Below are 21,982 nucleotides of genomic sequence, written 5' to 3' on the forward strand. Positions count from 1 at the left end.
ACCTATGCGATCGATGAAGCTCGATGCGCCGAAATCGCTGTCCCAGCGGGTGATGCAGCGGCTGCGTCAGGCCATCATCGACGGCGAGTTCGCGCTCGGCGCCGCGATCTCCGAGGAGATGGTGGCAAACTCCTTCGGAGTCAGCCGCACGCCGGTGCGCGAGGCGATGGGCCAGCTGCAGGCGCAGGGCCTCGTCGTGATCCGGCCGCAGGTCGGCAGTTTCGTGTTCACACCGAGCGCCGAGGACATCACTGCGCTCTGCACCTTCCGTATTGCGCTGGAGCCCAAGGCCGCCGAGTTCGCCTTCTACTATGATCGCGACGGTGCGATCGCGACGATGAGCGAGGCGATCGCGGCGATGGAGCCGGCGATTGCGGCCAAAGACAATATCGCCTATGGCCGCGCCGACGCCACCTTTCACGAAGGGCTGTTCGCCCATTGCGGCAACCGCTATCTCGCCGAATCCTATCAGCTCGTCTCCGGCCGCGTCGCCGCACTGCGCACCAATTTGACCTCGCCGATCGACGTGCGCACCCGCACGTCCTTCGACGAGCATCGCAAGCTGCTCGACTTGTTTTCCCGCGGCGAGTTCGCCTCCTTCGCAGCGCTGATGACCACGCACGTCACCAATTCGGGCATGGTCTACGCCAAAGCGCTGAAGGTCGACTGAGCGCTGCTATCGCGCGCCTTTCGAGCCAGACCTGTCCAGGAATTCCAGCGCGGTGTTGATCTGTTCGAGCTGATGCTCGATTTGGTCGCGGTCCTCGACCGACGGCGCCTTCTCGAGTTGCTCGACGAGCTTTTGCTTTCGCAACAGCAAGTTCTCTATGACTGTACTCACGAGTTCCCCATCCGCCAGAGAGCGCGCGCGAACCGGGCCCGGCGCAAACCCTGCATCAGAATGTTCGTTGAGACGGATGGTTCCTGCGATTGAACCACGACACAAGCATTGGAACCGAAGGCCGCGGCTTGCTTCACGCCCACCTTCAGATCGAGAAGATCCGCGACAAGACGCCCGGCTTCACCGGCGTCATCTCCGACATCGGCGGTCCCACCGCCAACATGTACCGGATGGCGTGCAAGGATCCGAAGGTCGAGGCGGCGTGCCGGCGGCCGCCCTGTGTCTTCCCCGAGATCTGCCCGAACCTCAACACCTCGCATGACGATCTGATCCGGCTCTATCGCAAGGTGCGCGAGACCAAGGGCATCAAGAAGGTCATGGTCGCCTCCGGCGTGCGCTACGACCTCGCGGTCGAGAGCCCCGAATACATCAAGGAGCTCGTCACCCATCACGTCGGCGGCTACCTGAAGATCGCGCCCGAACATACCGAGCGCGGCCCGCTCGACAAGATGATGAAGCCGGGCATCGGCGCCTACAACCAGTTCAAGCGGATGTTCGATGCCGCGGCCGAACAGGCCGGCAGGAAATATTACCTGATCCCGTATTTCATCGCGGCGCATCCCGGCACGACCGACGAGGACATGATGAACCTCGCGCTCTGGCTCAAGAAGAACCGCTATCGCGCCGATCAGGTGCAGACCTTCCTGCCCTCGCCGATGGCGACTGCAACCGCGATGTACCACACCGGCGTCAACCCGCTGCGCGGCGTGCGGCACGGCGGCAGCGACAAGGTCGAGGCGATCAAGGGCCTGCGGCAGCGCCGCCTGCACAAGGCGTTTTTGCGTTATCACGACCCCGACAATTGGCCAGTGCTGCGCGAAGCGCTGAAGGAGATGGGCCGCGCCGACCTGATCGGCTCCCGCCCCGAGCAATTGGTCCCAGCACATCAGCCGCCCGGCACCGGCAAGGCCGCGGGTACACCGCGGCCGGTTCGCCCCGGCGAAAGGACGCAGCGGTTTACGACCAAGGGCTTGCGGGTGATGAAGTAGCGGCAAGCAGGATGCGATCGGGTTTCAGCCTGACGCTTTCGTGCCCTCCAAAACAAAAATGTCGAAAACAACCCCATGCACAGTAGCCCGCACGAGTGGGATCAATGGCTTAGGCGTTTGGCGAAACCATTGCCTCGTCGGGCAAAACAGGCGCAGGATGGCATGATCGGACAGATTGCCATTGCGCGGTGGGTCAGGCCGCATCGGCTCGGCGTCGCGACCAAGATCGCCGATCCCCGCACCAGCGCCGTAGCAACGTCGAGACCAGAGCCAGCGGCCATCCCCTTGCTTCGCGAACAGCACTCAGGAAGATCGGCGGCCTATAGAAGCCCAAACCCCGGGCCGAGAACGGCGAGACCAAAGGCCGCGGCGACAAGGCCCATGGGACGTTCCGTTTCGCATCGTCGTCAGCCGCCTGAACTTTGCGACGAGATTCTGCTTCCGGTCGAAGCGTGAGATCGGAAGGCTCGCGCCGAAATCAGTTGACCTTGCCGCCATCATGTAACATATAAAGTTACATGAAACGAGACAGTCGATTATCCGGCGTGCTGCACGTCATGCTGCACATGGCGCAGCAGCCCGGCACCTTCACATCCGAGACCCTGGCAAAGGCCATGGACACGAACCCGGTGGTGATCCGGCGCATCATGGCGGGCCTTCGGGACCTCGGTTACGTCCGCTCCGAAAAGGGACATGGCGGCGGCTGGACGCTGGCTTGCGACCTCACGAAGGTGACGCTGCGCGACGTCTACACCGCGCTCGGCAGTCCCTCGCTTCTGGCCATGGGCAACCGGACAGAGGCGCCGGGTTGTCTCGTCGAGCAGGCCGTCAACGCCGCCCTCGATCAGGCATTCGGCGATGCGCAGGCGCTGCTGCTGTCGCGCTTTGGCGAGGTGACGCTGGCGATGCTGAGCGACGATCTGCGCAAACGCCTCGGCTCCCGAAAGCTTCAGGGCATGAGCGCACATGGCGCGTGATCGGCTCCATTCAGCAAGGACGACATCATGATCGACGTTCAGAACATGTTTTCCGATCCGCAAGCGGTGGCGAGATACACGGAAGGACCGCCACGGTTCGTCCCGGGCTACAATGCCATGCTGTCCATGGCGGCGATTCTTCTGGCCGAGCGCGCGCGTGAGGATGCGCGGATTCTCGTGCTCGGCGCCGGCGGCGGCCTCGAATTGAAGACGTTTGCGCAAGCGCAGCCGCGCTGGAGCTTCGACGGTGTGGACCCCTCCGCGGCGATGCTGGCGCTTGCCGGGCAAACCCTGGGCCCGCTCGCATCGCGCGCGCGCCTTCATCAGGGCTACATCGACGATGCTCCGCAGGAATTGTTTGACGGCGCCAGCTGCCTGCTGACGCTGCACTTCGTCGACGTCGAGGAGCGACGCCGCATCGCCTCGGAGGTCCGCCGACGGCTCAAGCCGCGCGCAGCTTTCGTGATCGCCCATTTAAGCGCGCCCGATGGCGATGAGGAGCGCCCGCTGTGGCTGTCGCGGTACTCTGCGTTCCTGGCCTCCTCCGGCGTCGAGCCCGAGCAGGCCGCGGCCGCGCGGAACGCCGTTACCAACCATCTGGAAATCCTCACGCCCGCGCAGGATGAGGCGATTCTGCGCGAGGCCGGCTTCTCCGAGCCGACCCTGTTCTACACCGGGTTCACCTTCCGCGGCTGGGTGGCCTACGCGTGAGGTGGCCCGGCTTCGCCAACGCGGCTGAGCATCATGCAAAGCCGGATGTATCCGGGGGTGCGGTCACAATCTATGAGTCGCGACATTGGCCGCGTCCGTTCTGCCTTCAATACCGGACATCGCCAGCTCGCCCCTGCGTATCGGCAAGGGGCCAAGAGCCGACGTCAGCGAGCGCGCCGCTGCGATCGATTTTGAGGTCCTCGCTTTCCAATCCGCTATCCACCACCGCCAGCGAGGCAATCAGTTGGAGCGCCGGGAGCGCGAAAGCTTGGTAGCAGCGGTTACAACCCTGTCGTAGGCCTCAAGGGCAGCGTCGGTCGATAGTTCGATCATCTCTCGGAAGCGTGCATCGCTCACCTGCGTGAAGCTTTGGCCTATAGCGTCGGTGAGTTGATCATCGCTGACCGATTGCTCCTTCGGAGCTGTTCGCCCGGTGAGCTGACTGAATAAGTTCAGCCGATAGGTGTCTGCCGCAACTATCCAGGCCCAGTCATGCAGGTGCACTGTCTTGCGCATCTTTCCAGCTGCCCAGAACGGTCAATCACCCGGTCAGAATATCCTCACACTTTTCAACATCAACTATAATGTTCTCGTCCTTTTAGGGCAGGCTAAGCAAAGACTGCCGCCATGTGCCCAATGGGCCACAGGCTGACTTCCGCCCGAGTTGAGCTGGGATCGGCTTATTTCCTGAAGGCAGACATAGCGGCTGTGTTGGCGGAGGTCGGTAACGGGCCAGATTCAGTCTCATGCAGCGCAGCAAATCGCGCCCGATGATCAGCCCGTCGATGCGGCGAGCACGGTCTATTCGGGCAACCCCGCTTTCCTAAGTCCCTCACCGCTTCCTCCGGCAGCCCCGCATTCTTGCACGTGGCGTCTGCCACACCATGCGGCAGATGAGTTAATCAAGCAGATCGAACACCTGTGGTGCAAACGAAGACGGCGTCCGCCCCGCGATACAGCTCGCGCGCGTCATTGTCGAATACGTACTCCGCGAAGGGATAGCGCAAGATGCGGATCCCATTGGATGAGGGTTCCCGTAACCGGGTAGCGCTTTGGCCTCGCCGACAATCGCGAGAATAAGCCGCCGGTAGAGAAAATGTAAGCTGCCGGTTAAGCGTCCCCGCCAATCTCGCGGCACTCTCTCGTCGGTGGAAAAACACCATCGAGGAGACACCGCAATGACCACGACCACGACGCACAGCACTTCGTGGCTGGAACGGACATCCGTATCGACCCGGCATGTCGCCAATTTCATCTGGAAATGTTGGAATGCCTTTCAGGAGCGCCGCGAGCGCCAAAAGTTGAGCGCCACCTTATCCGACCTAAGCAACCGAGAACTGACGGATATCGGCACCACGCGTGGCGAGATCGACTACGTCGCCTCGCACCGAGGTATTGACCCGCGGGGCATCCGATCCGGCGAATGGCCGCGATATCTGCCAACGGTGGATGGCCAGATTGGGCCTACCGACTCCCGATAGGGGTCAGGAGCGCCGTTTTTGCTGCGCCCGAAGTCCCTTCTGATCTTCCTCAGACACCAGACATTGGAATTGGGTGCGGTAGGCCCAGAAGGGCCACTTCCGGATGCACGCACCGTAACAGTAAAGAGACGAAGCCTCTTGTCTTAACGAAACTGAGCAACCGATCTCAATGCTTGGGACCATCGAACTTGGATCATGCACTGGGTGCATCAGAGGATGGTCCGACGTATCAGGTCATGCTGCCCGGGATGAAACAGCGGACGCGAGGATGTCCATCGATGTAGTGCTTCCAGACCATCGTCCGTCCGGCAAGGTTGGGTTGCTTGATGACGGCGCCATCCGGCACGAGCACCCATTCGTCGTCGATGCGAACGCGATATTGTCCGTGATCGGACTTCCAATTGGGTTCGGAGACGACGTAGGCGTCAGACTCCTCACAGCACTTCCCGAATTCGCTTTGCAGACTCTCGAACCAGGGCTTCAGCGGGGAATTCGCATAGCGCCCATCATCTCGCGCAAGTATCGCGGTTGACGGCAGCAGCAGCAGACAAATTGGAACCGCCATGTGCTTCATCGCTCTGATCGCCAGCATTTCGCCCCTCGGCCATCTCAGTTTCGAATCAGCGCCGCTGGCGTCGTGGGCAAGGAGCGCAGGAACACGAAGCGGGAGGTCACTGGTATTTCCGCATCGGCGCGACCATCCTGGCCAACGAGGATGAGGCCCGCTCCCCCATTTGCCACGGTCAGGATGACTTCTTCACCAGCCCATGTCCGGATCGGGTTCATCCCGATGACGAGAAACTCACCTACGGGCTGGTCCAGATATTGAAGTCTGAGCTGCGGAGCGATTTCGGGCGGCGCAAGCCGGAAGCCCAGTTGCTGCGCGAGTTCGTAGATTTGCCGCAACGGCACCGTCTCACTCTTGAAGCCCAGGTCGGCCGCGGTCACTGTCAGAAGCGTCACCGCCGTTCTGGTGCCGCTAACGGTAAACGCAGGTCGAGCAAGGGCCTCCGCTGCCGAGTTACCGACGCCACAACCAATCGCACTCAGTGCGGTGAGGACAGCAAACGTATCCGGGAACGTCCCGATGCTTATTGTTTTCCATTCGGCAACATCCGAAACGGACGTTACTGGACCCATGCGTGTTGGGACAAATGGCGTCGCCTTGAGAGTCAACTGCCTCTGCAGCACATCACGCGGCGAGCATTGAGCGTGAGCGCGGTTCGCAGAGGCGAGAACGCAAACGACCCAGACCAAGAGCCTCGCTGCAGCCGCCGCTCCCGTCAGCGCAACCATCCGACTCATGATATCCTCCCTCGTGACGCGGGATCGGCGAGCAGTTCATACTGTTCAGCCGCGCACGAGGATGCACCGAGATCATGGGAAGCGCTTTACAAGCGGCTTCCATTCTTCTTACCGTCTGCTTACATCGCAGCTCTGCTGGGGTGCGATCGTACAATAGGAGGACGCATTTGCTTTACTCCTTTGCGGACTTCACGCTGGATACGGACCGGCGGGAGCTGCGGCAGGGAGCCGACACGATTGCTGTCACGCCGCAGGTATTCGACCTTCTGAACTATTTGATCCGGAACAGGGAACGTGTCGTCAGTAAGGACGACCTCATCGCTGGCGTCTGGAATGGTCGCATCGTCTCGGACGCCGCTCTGACGACGCGCATCAATGCCGCTCGGAGCGCCATCGGTGACACCGGCGAGAAACAGCAGTTGATCAAAACATTGCCGCGCAAAGGTTTTCGCTTCGTTGGTGCAGTGCAGGAAGCCCGGAGGCCCGCAAATGAGACGGTTCGCGCAGTCGAGCGAACCGGCGACACGCCGCCGCGCCTATCCATCGTCGTGCTACCCTTCACGAACCTGAGCGGTGATCGTGAGCAGGACTATTTCGCGGATGGTGTAACCGACAGTTTGACCACGGACTTGTCGCGCATCAGTGGTTCATTTGTAATCGCACGGAACAGCGCCGTCTCGTACAAGGGTAAAGCAGTCGATGTACGGCAAGTTGGCCGCGAATTAAACGTTCGCTACGTGCTCGAAGGCTCAGTGCAATGCAGCGGCAGTCGGCTTCGGATGAACGTGCAGTTGATCGATGCTGAGAGCGGCCGGCATCTTTGGGCCGAGCGCTTCGAGAAGCCTGTCGTAGACCTGTTCGACATGCAGGACGAAATCATAGCGAGGCTCGCCAATACATTAGGTGCCCAGCTCATCGAGGCTGAGGCGCGACGAGCCGAGCGTATGGTGCATCCCGATGCGATGGACCTGTACTTCCAAGGCCGGGCCTGGTTGATGAAGGGGTTTAGCCTTGAATGCGTGACGCAAGCGCGGAGCTTCTTCGAACGCTCTCTAGAGTTCGACCCCTGCAACGTCGAAGCAATGATTGGCCTGGCAAGTGTTGATACGGCAGTTGCGACCAGCTTTACGACGGATGACGGGCCTGCGCGGCTTGCAGCTGCCGAGGCGATGGCGAATAGGGCATTGTCCATCAGGCCAAACCGTACTTCGGCCCACTTGGCCCTGGGTTACGTCCAGATCTTTACGAACCGGGCCGCCCAAGGCATCCGCGAATTCGAGCATGCGTTGGCGCTGGATTCGAATAGGGCCAACGCTCATGCTGCCCTTGGCCTCGCCAAGTTCTGCATGGGTCGCGCTGCCGAGACCGAAGGCCATATACGCGAGGCTTTACGTCTCTCCCCTCGCGACGTTGAAGCCTACCAGTGGACGTGTTATGTGGGTGTGGCCAAGCTACAGCTTGGTTCGGACGTCGAAGCCGTCAGTTGGCTGCGACGAAGCACCGAGGCGAACCGCAACTTTCCTCTCGCTCATTTGTCGCTCGCCGCTGCATTGGGCCTGACCGGCGCGCTCGATGAGGCGCGAAATGCTGCAAGAACGGGACTTGCGCTCAACTCGGGTTTCACCATCCGTCGCTTTCTTGCTGCTCAACAAAGCGACAATCCGATTTACCTTGCTGGGGTCGAGCGCGCGTGTGAAGGCTTCCGCCTCGCTGGCGTGCCGGAAGGGTGACGGGCGCTTCCGGTCACAACTAGGTCCGCGACCCGCGTCAGCGACGCGCGTAGGTTCCCCGTTTGAATACCAGCACTAGCGTGACGCCGGCCGGCGTGCGTGGATTCGCTCCGAACAGTTTGGAATATGAACTCGTCTCTATGTTGACGTGGATCTTGGTGGCCTCGTCCACTGTGTACGTCCCGGTGTGGGGCACCACACCCGACGCAATCGCATGACCTCCTCCGGCGAGAGACGCGCGGAATCTCCTGATGCGTATTTCGGCGCATCGAAGGAGGCGCAACTGCCGCTTTGGGCCAAAAGCAGCTGTTGGCCAATCCGTCAGGCGGCGTCAGGCTTCCCCCCAAACAGCAGACATGACGATCGCTCTCGTGGTGTTCGGCTCAGGCTTCACAGTCCTTCTTGTGACCAGATTCGGCCTGCCAACACCTGAGCGGGAGCATTCTTGGCACGTGCGGGAGCATCGCCGACGTTAACCCTGTCGGCAAATGATTCCTCGCGCGTCGGCAGCCGTCGACAAGTCGCCTCATTGCCGCGGAGAATTTCCGGCGGCACGAACCTGGATCGGAGGCGCATTATGCTGAGAATGGCGTTGTTGGGCCTTCTGATCCTGTTCAGTGTCGGAGTGCTGTCGGCAATGGAGCTGAGCGCGCCACCGCGTCGCGTCGTCGTGACCGTCCAGCCGCTTGCCGAGCGGCGCGCAAACATCTCTGCTCCGTATGACGCGTCGGCGAAGGCCGATCGCCTCGAGGTTGCCGCTGTGAGCAGCGCGATGCCGACAGAGGCAGCTTCAGTCGAAAACCCCGGTGCTCCGCAAGACATCCATGTCCGCTCGCCCGCGCCGGAACCGATCGTTCGTCACCGGCCCGATCCGAAGACGATCGCGGCCGCCAAACCTCCCAAGCCGAAGCCAAAGCCAAAGCCAATTGTTGTCAAGCGGACCGCCAATGTTCAGCGCGCAAAGTCTGCCAGCGAGACCGAGCCCTGTCGGCTCAAGGCGTTCGGCGGCTTGCTCAAGGCTTTGAATTTGACGCGCTGCGAAATCTGAAAAACTCCACGAGCAGTCCAAGCTCGTGCCTGCTTCCTCTAGGAGGCGCTTACGGGTCCACACTTGTCGCCATCTTTCCTCCGGCCGAGGTGTCGCAAATTCTTGCCGTCATCCATATGTTGCCTCCATGAAAAAAATCGGATTCCTCTCCTTCGGGCACTGGACGCCCTCGCCGCAGTCGCAGACCCGCTCGGCGGCGGATACGCTGCTGCAATCGATCGAGCTCGCGGTTGCGGCAGAACAGCTCGGCGCGGACGGCGCCTATTTCCGCGTGCACCATTTCGCGCGACAGCTTGCTTCGCCCTTTCCGCTGCTCGCCGCCGTCGGCGCCAGGACCAGCAAGATCGAGATCGGCACGGCCGTGATCGACATGCGCTACGAGAACCCGCTTTACATGGCGGAGGACGCAGGCTCCGCCGATCTCATCGCCGGCGGTCGGCTTCAGCTCGGCATCAGCCGCGGCTCGCCCGAGCAGGTGATCGACGGCTGGCGCTATTTCGGCCATCAACCGGCCGACGGCGAGAGCGATGCCGACATGGGCCGGCGACATGCCGAGGCCTTTCTCGACATCTTGCGCGGCGAAGGGTTTGCAAAACCCAATCCGCAGCCGATGTTTCCAAATCCGCCGGGGCTGCTGCGCCTGGAGCCCCATTCAGAAGGCCTGCGCGAGCGGATCTGGTGGGGCGCCGGCTCGAACGCCACCGCGATCTGGGCCGCCAAGCTCGGCATGAACTTGCAGAGTTCGACGCTGAAGAACGACGAGACCGGCGAAGCTTTTCACGTGCAGCAGGCCGCGCAAATTCGTAGCTATCGCGCCGCATGGAAGGAAGCCGGCCACACGAGGGAGCCCCGCGTCTCGGTGAGCCGCAGCATCTTCGCGCTGCTCGACGATCGCGATCGCGCCTATTTCGGCAGGAGCGGCGAAGGCGAAGACCAGATCGGCTTCATCGACCCGCGCACGCGGGCAATCTTCGGCCGCAGCTATGCCGCCGAGCCGGATGCGCTGATCGAACAGCTCCGGCAGGACGAGGCGATCGCCGAGGCCGACACGTTGCTGTTGACCGTGCCGAACCAGCTCGGCGTGGACTACTGCGCGCACTCAATCGAGGCGATCCTGACACAGGTCGCGCCTGCGCTGGGATGGCGGTGAGACGTACGCGCGCGTAAATCTTCCAGAACAAAATCACCAAAGAGGGTTGAATGACCTCTCGGAAGGTCATCTCCCGAACCACTGAACAGAACCGTCATGGCTAAGCGGACATGGCGCGTTCGTCTCGACGCTGTTGCGGAAGTCGACTTTGCCAACATCCTGAAATGGACCATCGACGAGGTCCGCCGAGACGGCTTCGATGTTCTCTCGGCCCGGCTCCTTCGCAAGCGGCCGCATGCGGCCTGCGTGTCGATGTACTCCCGGATGCTCGTCAGTCTGCCGTCCCGAACCGTAGCCATTTCTCCATTTCGCTCGGATCGGATCGCTCTCGATCCGATCCCATGCGTCGTCCCCAACGGTGGGGACGTCGTGTTCATCAGTCGAACTTGACCAGGTCCTTGAAGATCAGTTGACCCCAGCTATTTCCGCGCGCCTGCACAAGCAGTCCTCCTTCCGAAAGCCCGCCGAGTTTGATCGGCGCGAAGCCGAGCTTTTCCGCAAGCGCGCCAATGTCCGCGGCGGCAGCGTCATCGTCGCTCGCCAGGAACACGACTCTCCTGCCACCATGTGCGGCCGGATCTTGGCCGAGGACGGCAGCACCCAAATGGTTGAAGCCCTTGACCAGTCTACCGCCAGTGAAGGCCTGCGCGACGGCCTTGGAAGAAGGCTGTCCTCCCAGTTTCTCAGGGGGCACGCCGTAGGCATTGGTCACATCGACGATGGTCTTCCCCTGCCAGGTGGGCAGCGCCTTCGCGACCTCCTGGTGCGACTCGAAACGGACGGCCAAAAAGATTGTGTCCGCCTTGGCCGCTTCGGCCAGCTTTTTGGGAATGATCGTGGGTCCGATCGCGGCCGCGGCGGATGCAAAGCTTTCCGGGTCGCGCGTCGTTGCAACGGATACTTCGATGCCGTTGCGGGCAAACGCCCTGGCCAGCGCCTGGCCGATATTGCCGAAGCCGATAATTGCGTAGCTCATGATGTTTCTCCGATCTAGTGTTGATGCCCGGGTCAGACCTGCGCCATGCCGCCATCGACGGCGAGATCCACGCCGGTGATGAAAGAGCTTTCATCGGAGGCGAGGAACATGACGGCAGCCGCGATTTCCTCTGGCTTGCCCCTGCGACCCATTGGGATCTGTGAAGCAAACTGAGCGGCCGCTTGCTCGGCTTGCTCGGGGGTGAGGCCGGTCGTTGTCTCCAGGGCGGGAGTCTCGGTTGGTCCGGGGCTCATCGCATTCACGCGGATTTTCCGGTCTTTCAGCTCCAGCGTCCAAGCGCGCGCGAAGTTGCGCACAGCCGCCTTGCTCGCGGCGTAGGCGCTAAACCCCGGCAGCCCCAACACGTTCGACACCGAAGAGTTCAGGATAATCGAACCGCCGTCTTTGAAGAGGGGAAGCGCCTTCTGCACCGTAAAGAACAGCCCCTTCACGTTCACGTCGAAGGTCTGGTCAAAATGGGCCTCAGTCGCTAGCGCGAGCGGTGCGATTGTCCCGGAGCCCGCGTTCGCGAAGAGAATGTCGATGTGACCATGTTTCTCTTTCACGACGGCGTAGAGCCGGTCCAGATCTTCCAAGCGCGACACGTCGCCCACGACCGTCGTAACGTTCCGCTCGATGAAGGCTGTGGCCTCCTTCAGCTCTTTCTCGCGTCGCCCGGTGATCACGACGTGCGCACCTTCTTCCACGAAGCGCTTGGCTGTGGCCAACCCAATCCCGCTGCTTCCGCCGGTGATGACTGCGATCTTGCCTTCTAGTTTTTTCATGATCTTTTATCTTTCGTTGTGTGTGGGCCAGCCGCGGGACCGCGCCGGCGTCAGAGTTGCGCCAGGCCGCCGTCGACGGCGACTTCGCTGGCGGTCATGAAGCTGCTGTCCGACGATGCGAGAAAGGCCGCCACGGCCCCGATCTCCGCCGGATCGGCCATGCGCTGGAGCGGAGTCATCGAGGCGAAGACCTTCTGGCCCTCCTCGCCCAGCGCTTCCTTCGCGAGTTCGGTCGCAGTCGCCCCGGGCGACAGCACGTTGACCCGGATGCCGCTGCCTTTCAGGTCCTCCGCCCAGGTCCGCGCGAGGTTGCGCACGGCCGCCTTGCTCGCGCTGTAGGCGCTCATTGCCGGGGCGCCCGTGGTGCCGGCGCTCGATCCGGTCAGGATGATCGAACCGCCCTGACCCATCAGCGGCAGCGCCTTCTGGACCGTGAAGATCGTACCCTTCACATTGGTGTCGAAGGTTTCGTCAATGTGCGCGGCGGTGATCTGGCCGAGCCGAAGCTGGCTTCCCGCGCCTGCATTGGCGAAGACGATGTCGAGGGTTCCGCGCTCGGACTTCACCGCCGCATAGAGTCGGTCGAGGTCGGCCTCATCCGAGACCGAGCCCTTCACCGCGCGGGCATTGGGCCCGAGGGCGGCGACAGCAGCGTCGAGCGCCTCCTGTCGGCGGCCGAAGATGAAGACGAAGGCGCCTTCTTCGATGAAGCGCTTTGCTGCGGCGCGCCCAATGCCGGTAGCGCCACCCGTGATAACTGCAACCTTACCGTCTAGCTTTCGCACAACTTCTCCTTTCGTGATGTCGGGACGGCATCTGCCCCCGAGAACCTCGACATAGGTCCGCCGGCGTCAGGCGTTGAGTGCGGAAGCGCGCACATCGGTGGTGCGAAATCGATCCGGCCGGACGACTGACGGCAGCCGCGACGATCGGTGTCCGCCGTTCGGGAATTGGGCGGTGCTTGCGGGCATAGGCTATGATGACGGCCCATACTGCTGTACGAGACGTTAGATACGGGCTTTGGAAGGCGCACCGCGCGGTGCGGGATCGCACCATGATCGACTGGGATGACGTTCGCTACTTTCTTGCCGTCGCGCGCGGAGGCTCGGTGCGGGCTGCCGCCGAGCGCCTCGGTGTGAATCACGCGACCGTGCTGCGACGCATCGCCCAGCTCGAGGAACGGCTCGGGGTCCAAATGTTCGAAAAGCTGCCTTCGGGCTACCGCCTGACGGCTGCGGGCGAGGAGGTCCTCGAGTTCGCGGACCAGATGGAAGCGTCGTCGCACCTGCTGGAGACGCGCGTCTTCGGGCGCGACCAGAGCGTGCGCGGGCTTCTGCGGGTGACGCTGGCGCCGCCGCTGGCGACACACCTGCTCATGCCGGACTTCGCCGACTTCGCGCGTCTGCATCCGGACATCGAGATGGAAATCCTGTCGTTCGGCGAGCTGGCAAATCTGACCAACCGGGAGGCCGACGTCGCGATCCGCGTCGTCTACGACCGCAAAACCCTGCCGCTCAATCTTCACGGCATGAAGGGACCGGAGCTGTTCGGCGGCGTCTACATGTCCAGGGATCGACTAGCCGCGTGGCGTGCGGGCGCGCCGGATCCCATCCGGTGGATCGTCATCAGCATTCATGGAATACCCGACTGGGCCAGCGAGGGTGAGGTTCGCACCACGGGGGTTCCGTTCAGGATCACGGACGCCGAGGCGCAGATCGTTGCAGTACGGCAAGGGCTCGGGATCACGACGCTGCCGTGCTTCATTGGCGATGCCGACCCCCTGCTGGTGAGGGTGCCGGGCACCGACCTGCACATGTACGGAACGCTCTGGCTTCTCACACACGGGGAGACCCGTAAGACGAAGCGCGTGCGGCTCTTCACGGAGTTCGTATCCCGCAGGCTCGCCGCATACGCTCCGCTTCTCGCGGGGCTGTCCATATCGCGCGACTGACGCCCGGCAGGTCGCCGGCGATGCTTGCATCCTTTCGTCGCATTTAGATCGCACCAGATTTAATCGGATGCGATTTATATCGGCACGATATCGCAAACTCCGGAGGGATCCATGAGCCGTTTCCGAAAGCCTGCATTAAAGGAAGGAAGGATGTGCTGGAGAGAGCCGAGCTGGCCAGTCAATCGGGGCCAAACCGCATTCGGAGATGAGTACCAAATGGCGCGCCCGGAACGAGGCGACCGATGCACAGCTTCGGCGTTGAAAAACCAGCACAAATCAGCGTAGCTGCTCGCGTGTTCGTACCACCGTCTGTGACCACCCAGCAAGGCTTCATCGCACGCGCCGCGCACCATCGACCAACTTCGCGAGGAGGCTAACGAAAGCAATGAATTCTAAGGCACGCTCTGGATCGTCCTTCATCAGCCGATGAGCCCGTGGGTTCCGAAGGCCCGAAACCGCCCCGGACAACATCCCCAAGAAGCCTTTCTGCTCGTTCCTATCGCTCTCGTCCTTCAAATCATTGAACGCCAAGACCGGGTTCTTGATGCTGAAGACGTATTCCATGAGTTCGTTGCCGTCTCTGTCATCGACCCCGCTCCTCAATCGCACGAAGGCGTTGAGAGCTTTCACCGCATCCTCTATCGCGTTCGCGTAGTGCCCATCCAGATAGAGTTGGCTTGCGGCGCGCGCGATTTCCACTTGCAAATCGAGACCTTCGTAAGCGCGCAGGTGGCGAGCTTCCATCTCGTGCTCTGCGTCGCTTTCAAGTTCTTGCAACCTCTTGATGGCATCCCTTATGGCGTTTCGTGCCCGGGACGTTCCGCGTTTGAACTCAGCCACCTTGTCCGATTGTTGGGCAGGATACGTCGGAAGGAACCAAGCCTCTTCGACAGAAAAATCATGGGCCTCCACTGTCCCTTGTCCGAAGACGTCATCCATCGTGGCGCTGATGGCAACCGCTATGCGTTGCGCCTCGTTGTACCAGTCTAATGTTTCGACCTCAGCCTCATCTATGTCGGGAAGTTCAGAAAGCCGTCGCTCGAGCTTCTTTATCGACGAGGGGATAGTGTGCACCTTTATCTTTGCGCGAGACCGGCTCATTTTCGTGCTCCTCGCCTCTTTCGCGACCTCGCGGCTTGCGGCTTGTCACTTCCGTTAATCAAAGAATGAAGATACTGCTCGCCCGGACCAGTGATGTGATAGTTCCCCTCACGAGCCTTGTGAACGTAGCGAGCGTCCTCAAGCCGCATCAGCGTCCGGGTCACCGTGGATGGCGGTAGCTTCGCTGCTTGGCCGAGCGCCGTCCTATCCAGGCCAACCGGCCCGATACGAGCAAGCAAGAGAAGGAGTTCGCAATCCGCCGATACCTTGCGCGTGACAACGAACTCGTCTCCAAACTGCTCGATAAATGGGATGTGAGGGCGCATCAAACTCTGCAGTGCGAGATTGACGGATGCTTCATCATCGGAGTGAAACTGTCGAAGTAGCTCAGCGACTACCCACGAGGCCGCTTGCACGCTCAGCGCCACGTCAATCCCCCGCGGATCGACCTCTTTGACGTGGATTGCGCCTCGCTTACTGCGAACGTCGTAGATCATAGAGTGCGCAATGCGGGGAACGAGCAATCGCAAGCCCTCCGGCAGCGCGTTGCCCTTCTCGATGTCCTTGACAGTTTGCTGTGCAGATTTGATTTCCAGTGGAGCGGTTCCAGTCCGAATGAACTCGACGGCACGGAGAGTATGTTCCACGAACTTACCGCTGGCTGCGAGCGCCGCATCGACATCGCCTCTTTGGGCGCGCGCAACGAGGTTCTCGTAGCTGGTCAGCAAGTCTGCAAGCAGCTTTGGCTCAATGGCTGTCGCCAGATTTCTGAGGATCAGGTCTCTCATGCGTGCGTCATTCGGCCTGTGCGTAGACCCAGACGCTCTTTCCGTTCACCTCTGCCTCTGAGCGCGTCAGACGGTCATTCCGCACGGCCTTGAGCAAGAGCTGCGGGATGCTCGTGCGTGCGATGATGACCCCCGCTTGACGGAACTTCTTTTGCACGTCTCCGAGGGTTCGCGGCTCGGCGAAGAAGCCCGCCTCGATCCACCCATCGAACCGCGCCTGTTGGCTTCCGCTCTTCCCGTTGGCTCTGGTGCCGCCATTTGCGCGCCGACGATCCTGATCTGCCCCGTCCGCTTCGGGCCCTGACGTTTTGGCAGCGCGCTTCTTCGCTCTCGGTGCCCGCGCAACGCCTTCGCCGTCCAATTCCGTCTTGACTGCATGAAGGCTTGCGGCACGCACAGAGTATCGGCCGCCCTTGACCACGATGAGGTTGCGGTCCCGCAAGTCTATAAGCATGGGCCGCACTGTCCCCCCCGGCATTCCGAGGTGGTCAGAGATTTGCGCGGGCGAAGCATCGGTGGGAACGCCCGAGGAGATAAAGGGCCATCCGTGTAGCGCCACCAAGTAGACCAGCACCTTCTTTCGCGCGGGCAACGCGGTCCCGTTAGGCGTGAAGGCGATTTCCTTCTCGTCCTCGTCGTACCTTACGTAATCCGCCACGATTGCTTCGATGTCGGCCTCTTTCAACGAAGCCTTGGAGGCAACCAAGTCCTTCAATGCCATCGAGAATGTCCTATAAACGAATAAACCAATACAAAAATACGGAGTTCCGTGCAGGTGTCAATGGACGGAACCCACCATCCCCACGTTGCAGAACGCTATGCACAGCCTCGTCAGGGTCTACCCTCATGAGACGCCTTCGTGAGACAAGAATTATGTCTCAATAGGATTGACTTAAGAATTTCGAGACACCATTGTCTCACGGTCTAAATCCTAACGAGACAGGACCGACAATGACCGTCATCGGCTACGCCCGCGTAAGCACCACCGATCAGAAACTTGATGTTCAAGAGAGCGCATTGCGGGCGGCGGGTTGCGACGTGATCCGCTCTGAGAAGCGCACAGGCACGACTACCACCGGCCGTGAGGAGTTGCGCACCGTGCTCGACTTCCTCCGCTCAGGTGACGTGCTGATGGTGACACGCATCGACCGTCTCGCGCGCAGCATTGGTGATCTGCAGGACATCGTGCGCGCCGTGAAGGCCCGTGGTGCATCTCTGCGTGCCACCGAGCAACCCATCGACACAAGTACGGCAGCGGGCAAGTGCTTCTTGGATATGCTCGGTGTGTTTGCCGAGTTCGAGACAAATCTCCGCAAGGAGCGGCAGTTAGAGGGCATTGCGGACGCAAAGGCACGCGGTGTGTACCAAGGACGCAAGCCGTCCATTGACGCTGCGAAGGTGCGGGAGATGAAAGCTCAAGGCATGGGAGCATCGGCTATCGCGAAGGTCCTCAATATCGGCCGCGCATCGGTCTACCGCGTTCTTGAGGAGTGATGGGGACGACCTGGCCCGCCCCCCTTAGCCTCCCTCGGCGTGACGTGTGGCATCCGACGGCGGTTTCCCGGCTGCTCGCCGATCGACGGCGCCAAGGGAACCTAAGGAAAGCCCATGGCACTCAAAACCTTGCACATCTCCAACGCATTCGGGTTTGGTCCCATCTGGCCGGGTGGACCCTATTTCCAGCGATTTCCTGTCAGCGGTTTCAAAACTTAGGCCTAAAGGCCTTCGGCCGCCGCCGAGCTTACGGCTGTACTGAGAAAAGTTTGGGACTCCGGTTTGCAAATCGGATTTGCGAGACATCCCCCGTTCAGCGACCCCACCGGCCTGTTTTGAGTTGAGAACTGGTATGTAACTAAAATGGCTGTATCCGGCACTGGCCACAGGCAGGCCCCTCAGGTCGCCGATGCGCCCTCGGCCGTCTTGGGACCAAATGAGCCTGGGTTCCCCGGTCTCTTTCGGGGCTAGGTTTCAGCTTAGTTCGGCCTATAACGCGCCTCAGTCCTGCCACCTTTGATACGGTGCGAAGGCTTAATATAGAGCGCCCAAATCTGGCCTAAGGTCATGATAGAATTAAGCTATCTCGCAGCCCCATATATGACTTGCGACCCCACAATGAGCCTAGCATTCCGGATGGCTTCGCGCTGACCACCCAAAGCTCCTAGGGAGTCCACGGAGAGGACTTCGAGCTGAGAGCTAGGGCAGTAGCCCTGACCGATGAAAGCGCACCAATGGACTCCGCTGAGTCACCGAAGGCCCATTGCGGCCCGCAGGCCGTTCACCACCAGCCCGTCCGACACAGCCTACATCCCACATGCCCGGCAAACATTTGTTCCATGTTATGGTATGGGTTACCTTGGGAGGGGAAGTGTACTGTGGTGGTGAATATCCCCGACCCCTCACTATGAGCTAAGCCATATATATAATATAAATCAGATAGTTAATTATACCCATGTCACTTCTAGGGTTGCGGTGGAAGAGTGACATCCAAACTGGGAGCGACCCCAATATGGGTCTGAAACTGGCGAGTTAGCGTCTCGACAGCCTTTACTTGGTGCGAAGTCGGAACAAGGAGGCTGTCATGAACTGGCAGACTTGGCACGCCATGCGTCATCAACTCCTTCATGCTGCCGATCACCACCTCGCTTTCGGCATACATCAGGTCACCCCAGTTTCGAGCACGGCCGCCGATGGGACTGGACCAGCGCTCTAGGAGAGGGTGGTGTTCAAGAACACGCCTCCGCACCTCGCGAAGATTGTAGCGCTTCGGGTTGAACTCTTCGGGTGCCATGCCCTTCTTCTTCAAAATCTTCTGGACAGTCGCCACGTGACTCGAACGCCAAGAGGTTAGGAAGTCACCCTTCCCGAAGTAGTGGTTGATGAAGAACTTGGTCACTATCCTGTCTAGCTTGGTGGGACCAAGAACGCTTGCATAAGCGTCTCCGCCTATGTCGAGTGGATGCTCAATCCATGCGTAGAAGATGGTGAGGTACGATGAAGAGATGTCCACCTCAGCAACCGGGGCACCGTCGATCAGCATTTGCACACGCTCGGTCTCTTCGATCTGCTGATAGCAGCCATGGTCCTGCGGGTAGGAATACAGACGGCCACCCTTGTCCCAGCGGTAAGCCTTAGGGTCCTCCGCTTGGTGGAACTTGCGAACCCATCCAAGGTGAACGATTTCCTGTGTCGGATGTATCAGCGTGTGTTCGCGCATGAATGCATTGAGTGCCGCGACGTCTGCACGGAGCCTATGGGTCTCAGGGGTCTCGGGCGTTGCGTGGTGAGGCTTGGTAAGTTGCACCAATTCGGAAGGCATCACGGGCACGAACTTGAAGTGCTCTCGGACGTTCTGCGGTGTCACGTCGTGTTCAGCACATATCGCCAGTAGACTAGGTGTCGCCCTATAGCGCGTGAGCATGCCTCGGGGCGGACCTGGGTTGCCCATCGATCGGCGTCCGTCATACCCCGGCTTGTGATCAAGCAACCCGGCCTCAAGCCATGATGTTTGAACACCATCGAACACGCGCCAAGTGACGAACTGGTCGGTGTAGTCGGTCTTCCGCTGCGAGCACCTTAGCCAACCTTCGCTGCGGTCGCGCCGCAGGGCGTCTAATAGGTCAGCAACGAATGCAGCACACGCGGTCGCGTGGTCAGCCAAGGACTTTTCGCGGGGAGCATACGCCTTACCATTGGTCGTCTTGAGTCTTGGGTAGCGCCGCGCAAGTTCATCCTTTAGCGCTCGGGCCTGCTCACTGTGCGGTGTTGCAGTCAATGTCGCCAAGGGTGCTTCGCGGAGTGCCAGACGCTCCGACCGTGGTGTCTTTGGGTTCCAAGAAGTGTGCTCAATGAAGTCGTCGTATTCCGTCATCGGACATTCTCTCTAAGCAGACGCCGCCACCCAAGGGCTTCCATTCGGAGCCTTAGGTTGCGGAAAATCCAGTTTCCACTGACAGGTCGTGGTCCTGTGATCAGGAGCGCATGATCGCGCTGACACGATGCCGTGGCCGGTAGTCCTTAGGTTGCTTTGGTGTCGCCGCGTGTACGCATAGGTACGTCCAGTGGCTTGACACGCGACAGGTCAAGACCGGGATAGGATATGCTGTTGACGGCGTCCGACAGGGCAGCAGCACCGAAGCGAGACAACATGGCGTTAGCGCCGTATCCCCAACTCACCGAGGATGCTTGCGCGTGACCAATAAGGGCCTCGCGCATCTCGTGATCTGCTCTGCCTCTGCGCAGCGCGTCCTTCACCGTATGTCTGAAGCTATGAAATACCTTGGCCTTGTCCGTGACACCTGCAGCGCGGAGATAGCGGCCAAACCATTGTGAAAACGCAGGCACACCGGCGCGACCCTTGTCGGGAGACACTGAGGGGAATATCCACGCATCCGCACCATCGGCCTTCCGTCGCTCCTCGACGTAGTTGAGGAAGCCTAAGCGGATCACTTCGAGATGCACAGGCACAACACGCTCGGAGGCATCGGTCTTGACCCGTTTGCCCCGTGCTCGCTCAGTCACAAAGTAAAGCAGAGGCACAGAAGTCTCGGCATCCGTCTGCACGTTAGCGGCGGTGAGGCCTCCTAGCTCGGCCTGCCGCGCCCCTGTGAAGAGAGCCAGCACCGGCATCCAATACCCGGCATTCCCATGGGCACCCAATGGGAACTGGTGTTCGGTAAACACCGCCGCATTGAACAGTAATTGCAGCTCTGCAACCTCAAACGAGGTGCGTTCTGATCGCTCCTCCGGCAGTCTTAGCTTGCTGAAGGGATCAATCCACTGCACGTCATCTGGCACGAGGCCGTTATCGCTGGCCCAGATGCAGATGGACTGCACACCGCCGAGTTGCTTGTTGATGGTAGCTGCCGTGATCCTTAGCTCCCCCGGGTGCTCCCGGCCCCATTCGGCTTGAGTTGGAAGCGGGGCACGCAGCAAGTCCCCTGTACGGTGGCGGGGCACGTCTTGAAGCGCCTTGCGGTAGTCCAATGCGTGCTTCTTCTTGATCGCGGCTACAGCCATGTTGCCGTGAAGCTGGATAAACATCTTAACGCTGCGGCTGAACTCATCCACCGTGCGCTTAGGTCGCGCCCGGTGTCGCTTCCAGCCATCCAGCGCATCTTGCAGCGTACCACCCTCGGTAATCGCCGCAGCACCGGGCAGTGCTATCGCTGGTGTTTCGACAGTGATACCTGCGTCGCGCTTCTCGATTGCCTCAAGGGCTCTCAGGTACGAATGCAGGCACGCGGTGCTGAGTTTGATGTAGGCGGCGCTGTGTTCGTCCAACTCAATGTTGAACGCCCACATGGCCTCCAGCACATGATCCTGCACGACCGAGAGGTCTCCCATTGCCGCCGCTTGTCGTATCTCACGCAGCGTGTCCACCAACTCAGCGCGGTTCTCTTCGAACACCGACCGAGGCACGCCGCGCTGCGGCCACTGCTCGTACGGGACCGCCCACGGGCCTAATGGCGTGCCTTTGAGACGCAGGTGTTCGGCTTCCAAGCGCTCCATTTCGTCACGCCCGCCGAAGCGAACACGCTCATCCCAAGCCAGCGCCTTAGCGTATACCCACTCGGCCATGCGCTTGATTTCGGTGTCGTTGAGGCTGGTACGCTTGACCATCGGGACCGTGGTGGCCGCAAGGCGCGCCTTGGCCTTCGCAATGATCTGGTCAAAGTCTGCCAGCACCGGCTTGGCGCGGATGTTGGCCTCGCGGATGTCCTTGGTGCCCAGCGACCGCCGCAGGTTCTTCTGCACAGTCTTGCCGTTGTTCAGCTCGCGGGCGACCGCCGCCTGAAGCCCCTTGGGCTTCTCTGGCACAGCTTTGCTGGCGTAGTGCGTCCCGTGTCTATCTTTGATAACGCCCATCAATATTCGCACGATTATTACCACCGCTTGTGATCACCACGCGGCAGCTAAGCGCTTGTATATGCGTTAGTTATTGATTTCCAATGGGAACTTGTGCGACTGGCGCGCCCGGAACGATTCGAACGTCCGACCCTCAGATTCGTAGTCTGATGCTCTATCCAGCTGAGCTACGGGCGCGTTTTTCGCGAACAGCAATGCGGGCAAGGCCTACATGCACCCTCCGG

Annotated in this window: 21 protein-coding genes, 1 tRNA gene and 1 pseudogene; 10 read left to right on the plus strand and 13 right to left on the minus strand. The window is 60.7% G+C overall.

Translation table 11 applies throughout. From position 1 onward, the window contains the following. The first annotated feature begins 4 nt into the window (after positions 1-4). On the plus strand, positions 5-670 hold the full coding sequence (locus IVB27_RS22030) for a GntR family transcriptional regulator (RefSeq protein ID WP_247445315.1): 666 nt from the start codon (positions 5-7) through the stop codon (positions 668-670). A 6-nt stretch (positions 671-676) separates the two neighbouring features. On the opposite strand, the gene IVB27_RS22035 is transcribed toward IVB27_RS22030, so the two are convergent. Further along, complete coding sequence (locus IVB27_RS22035; protein WP_247445316.1) at positions 677-841, minus strand: hypothetical protein; 165 nt, start codon at positions 839-841, stop codon at positions 677-679. A 146-nt stretch (positions 842-987) separates the two neighbouring features. Between IVB27_RS22035 and IVB27_RS22040 the strand changes: the two are divergent. The 3 genes and pseudogenes from IVB27_RS22040 to IVB27_RS22050 form a co-directional block, all read left to right on the plus strand. Next, positions 988-1,890: pseudogene (locus IVB27_RS22040) on the plus strand (DUF3362 domain-containing protein); the annotation flags it as partial. A 518-nt stretch (positions 1,891-2,408) separates the two neighbouring features. Next, complete coding sequence (locus tag IVB27_RS22045; RefSeq protein WP_247445317.1) at positions 2,409-2,867, plus strand: Rrf2 family transcriptional regulator; 459 nt, start codon at positions 2,409-2,411, stop codon at positions 2,865-2,867. Between the two features lie 27 nt (positions 2,868-2,894). Next, positions 2,895-3,578 (plus strand): class I SAM-dependent methyltransferase, encoded by a 684-nt coding sequence (locus IVB27_RS22050; protein WP_247445318.1) that lies wholly within the window; start codon positions 2,895-2,897, stop codon positions 3,576-3,578. Positions 3,579-3,818: 240 nt separating this feature from the next. Here the strand turns inward: IVB27_RS22050 and IVB27_RS22055 are convergent, their stop codons facing one another. Continuing rightward, entirely contained in the window at positions 3,819-4,094 is a 276-nt protein-coding gene (locus IVB27_RS22055; protein WP_247445319.1) for a hypothetical protein, read from the minus strand. A gap of 662 nt (positions 4,095-4,756) precedes the next feature. On the opposite strand from IVB27_RS22055, the gene IVB27_RS22060 reads away from it, so the two are divergent. Then, on the plus strand, positions 4,757-5,059 hold the full coding sequence (locus tag IVB27_RS22060; protein WP_247445321.1) for a DUF1127 domain-containing protein: 303 nt from the start codon (positions 4,757-4,759) through the stop codon (positions 5,057-5,059). A gap of 229 nt (positions 5,060-5,288) precedes the next feature. Here the strand turns inward: IVB27_RS22060 and IVB27_RS22065 are convergent, their stop codons facing one another. Then, positions 5,289-5,651, minus strand: a complete 363-nt coding sequence (locus IVB27_RS22065; RefSeq protein WP_025576246.1) for a hypothetical protein — start codon at positions 5,649-5,651, stop codon at positions 5,289-5,291. A 17-nt stretch (positions 5,652-5,668) separates the two neighbouring features. Continuing rightward, a complete protein-coding gene (locus tag IVB27_RS22070; protein WP_025576406.1) occupies positions 5,669-6,364 on the minus strand; it encodes a hypothetical protein in 696 nt (231 codons plus the stop codon). Between the two features lie 167 nt (positions 6,365-6,531). Here IVB27_RS22070 and IVB27_RS22075 point away from each other — a divergent pair, with 167 nt between their 5' ends. The 3 genes from IVB27_RS22075 to IVB27_RS22085 all read left to right on the plus strand — a co-directional run bounded on the left by IVB27_RS22075 (position 6,532) and on the right by IVB27_RS22085 (position 10,292). Beyond that, positions 6,532-8,094: a winged helix-turn-helix domain-containing protein gene (locus IVB27_RS22075; RefSeq protein WP_247445322.1), complete on the plus strand. Its 1,563-nt coding sequence runs from the start codon at positions 6,532-6,534 to the stop codon at positions 8,092-8,094. 577 nt (positions 8,095-8,671) lie between these two features. Beyond that, positions 8,672-9,142 carry a hypothetical protein gene (locus IVB27_RS22080; RefSeq protein ID WP_247445323.1) on the plus strand — a complete coding sequence of 157 codons (471 nt, stop codon included), beginning with the start codon at positions 8,672-8,674 and terminating at the stop codon, positions 9,140-9,142. 127 nt (positions 9,143-9,269) lie between these two features. Next, a complete protein-coding gene (locus IVB27_RS22085) occupies positions 9,270-10,292 on the plus strand; it encodes an LLM class flavin-dependent oxidoreductase (RefSeq protein WP_247445324.1) in 1,023 nt (340 codons plus the stop codon). A gap of 376 nt (positions 10,293-10,668) precedes the next feature. Here the strand turns inward: IVB27_RS22085 and IVB27_RS22090 are convergent, their stop codons facing one another. The 3 genes from IVB27_RS22090 to IVB27_RS22100 are packed head-to-tail and all read right to left on the minus strand — an operon-like array spanning position 10,669 to position 12,838. Continuing rightward, positions 10,669-11,268: an NADPH-dependent F420 reductase gene (locus IVB27_RS22090; RefSeq protein WP_247445325.1), complete on the minus strand. Its 600-nt coding sequence runs from the start codon at positions 11,266-11,268 to the stop codon at positions 10,669-10,671. A 32-nt stretch (positions 11,269-11,300) separates the two neighbouring features. After that, positions 11,301-12,053, minus strand: coding sequence for an SDR family NAD(P)-dependent oxidoreductase (locus IVB27_RS22095; RefSeq protein WP_247351414.1), 753 nt, complete (start codon positions 12,051-12,053; stop codon positions 11,301-11,303). Positions 12,054-12,103: 50 nt separating this feature from the next. After that, complete coding sequence (locus IVB27_RS22100; protein ID WP_247445326.1) at positions 12,104-12,838, minus strand: SDR family NAD(P)-dependent oxidoreductase; 735 nt, start codon at positions 12,836-12,838, stop codon at positions 12,104-12,106. Between the two features lie 269 nt (positions 12,839-13,107). On the opposite strand from IVB27_RS22100, the gene IVB27_RS22105 reads away from it, so the two are divergent. Further along, positions 13,108-14,004: a LysR family transcriptional regulator gene (locus tag IVB27_RS22105; RefSeq protein WP_247445327.1), complete on the plus strand. Its 897-nt coding sequence runs from the start codon at positions 13,108-13,110 to the stop codon at positions 14,002-14,004. A gap of 330 nt (positions 14,005-14,334) precedes the next feature. Here IVB27_RS22105 and IVB27_RS22110 read toward each other — a convergent pair whose 3' ends face one another. The 3 genes from IVB27_RS22110 to IVB27_RS22120 are packed head-to-tail and all read right to left on the minus strand — an operon-like array spanning position 14,335 to position 16,614. Beyond that, positions 14,335-15,105: a TIGR02391 family protein gene (locus IVB27_RS22110; protein ID WP_247445328.1), complete on the minus strand. Its 771-nt coding sequence runs from the start codon at positions 15,103-15,105 to the stop codon at positions 14,335-14,337. Then, positions 15,102-15,893: a hypothetical protein gene (locus IVB27_RS22115; RefSeq protein WP_247445329.1), complete on the minus strand. Its 792-nt coding sequence runs from the start codon at positions 15,891-15,893 to the stop codon at positions 15,102-15,104. Before IVB27_RS22115 ends, IVB27_RS22110 begins: the two co-directional genes overlap by 4 nt. 7 nt (positions 15,894-15,900) lie before the next feature. Further along, positions 15,901-16,614, minus strand: a complete 714-nt coding sequence (locus tag IVB27_RS22120) for a hypothetical protein (protein ID WP_247445330.1) — start codon at positions 16,612-16,614, stop codon at positions 15,901-15,903. A 230-nt stretch (positions 16,615-16,844) separates the two neighbouring features. On the opposite strand from IVB27_RS22120, the gene IVB27_RS22125 reads away from it, so the two are divergent. Beyond that, positions 16,845-17,387, plus strand: a complete 543-nt coding sequence (locus tag IVB27_RS22125) for a recombinase family protein (protein ID WP_247445331.1) — start codon at positions 16,845-16,847, stop codon at positions 17,385-17,387. A gap of 964 nt (positions 17,388-18,351) precedes the next feature. On the opposite strand, the gene IVB27_RS22130 is transcribed toward IVB27_RS22125, so the two are convergent. The 3 genes from IVB27_RS22130 to IVB27_RS22140 form a co-directional block, all read right to left on the minus strand. Further along, a complete protein-coding gene (locus tag IVB27_RS22130) occupies positions 18,352-19,761 on the minus strand; it encodes a hypothetical protein (RefSeq protein WP_247445332.1) in 1,410 nt (469 codons plus the stop codon). 146 nt (positions 19,762-19,907) lie between these two features. Continuing rightward, complete coding sequence (locus IVB27_RS22135) at positions 19,908-21,758, minus strand: site-specific integrase (RefSeq protein WP_247445333.1); 1,851 nt, start codon at positions 21,756-21,758, stop codon at positions 19,908-19,910. 100 nt (positions 21,759-21,858) lie between these two features. Then, a tRNA-Arg gene (locus IVB27_RS22140) sits at positions 21,859-21,935 on the minus strand. Positions 21,936-21,982: the final 47 nt, after the last annotated feature.

This window comes from Bradyrhizobium sp. 197 (assembly GCF_023073375.1).
Taxonomy (GTDB): Bacteria; Pseudomonadota; Alphaproteobacteria; order Rhizobiales; family Xanthobacteraceae; genus Bradyrhizobium.

Bases quoted from the DNA above. Each gene is read 5' to 3' on its own strand.
- IVB27_RS22030 (WP_247445315.1), top strand. From the start codon at position 5: ATGCGATCGATGAAGCTCGATGCGCCGAAATCGCTGTCCCAGCGGGTG.
- IVB27_RS22045 (WP_247445317.1), top strand. From the start codon at position 2,409: ATGAAACGAGACAGTCGATTATCCGGCGTGCTGCACGTCATGCTGCAC.
- IVB27_RS22050 (WP_247445318.1), top strand. From the start codon at position 2,895: ATGATCGACGTTCAGAACATGTTTTCCGATCCGCAAGCGGTGGCGAGA.
- IVB27_RS22055 (WP_247445319.1), bottom strand. From the start codon at position 4,094: ATGCGCAAGACAGTGCACCTGCATGACTGGGCCTGGATAGTTGCGGCA.
- IVB27_RS22060 (WP_247445321.1), top strand. From the start codon at position 4,757: ATGACCACGACCACGACGCACAGCACTTCGTGGCTGGAACGGACATCC.
- IVB27_RS22065 (WP_025576246.1), bottom strand. From the start codon at position 5,651: ATGCTGGCGATCAGAGCGATGAAGCACATGGCGGTTCCAATTTGTCTG.
- IVB27_RS22070 (WP_025576406.1), bottom strand. From the start codon at position 6,364: ATGAGTCGGATGGTTGCGCTGACGGGAGCGGCGGCTGCAGCGAGGCTC.
- IVB27_RS22080 (WP_247445323.1), top strand. From the start codon at position 8,672: ATGCTGAGAATGGCGTTGTTGGGCCTTCTGATCCTGTTCAGTGTCGGA.
- IVB27_RS22085 (WP_247445324.1), top strand. From the start codon at position 9,270: ATGAAAAAAATCGGATTCCTCTCCTTCGGGCACTGGACGCCCTCGCCG.
- IVB27_RS22090 (WP_247445325.1), bottom strand. From the start codon at position 11,268: ATGAGCTACGCAATTATCGGCTTCGGCAATATCGGCCAGGCGCTGGCC.
- IVB27_RS22095 (WP_247351414.1), bottom strand. From the start codon at position 12,053: ATGAAAAAACTAGAAGGCAAGATCGCAGTCATCACCGGCGGAAGCAGC.
- IVB27_RS22105 (WP_247445327.1), top strand. From the start codon at position 13,108: ATGATCGACTGGGATGACGTTCGCTACTTTCTTGCCGTCGCGCGCGGA.
- IVB27_RS22110 (WP_247445328.1), bottom strand. From the start codon at position 15,105: ATGAGCCGGTCTCGCGCAAAGATAAAGGTGCACACTATCCCCTCGTCG.
- IVB27_RS22115 (WP_247445329.1), bottom strand. From the start codon at position 15,893: ATGAGAGACCTGATCCTCAGAAATCTGGCGACAGCCATTGAGCCAAAG.
- IVB27_RS22120 (WP_247445330.1), bottom strand. From the start codon at position 16,614: ATGGCATTGAAGGACTTGGTTGCCTCCAAGGCTTCGTTGAAAGAGGCC.
- IVB27_RS22125 (WP_247445331.1), top strand. From the start codon at position 16,845: ATGACCGTCATCGGCTACGCCCGCGTAAGCACCACCGATCAGAAACTT.
- IVB27_RS22130 (WP_247445332.1), bottom strand. From the start codon at position 19,761: ATGACGGAATACGACGACTTCATTGAGCACACTTCTTGGAACCCAAAG.
- IVB27_RS22135 (WP_247445333.1), bottom strand. From the start codon at position 21,758: ATGGGCGTTATCAAAGATAGACACGGGACGCACTACGCCAGCAAAGCT.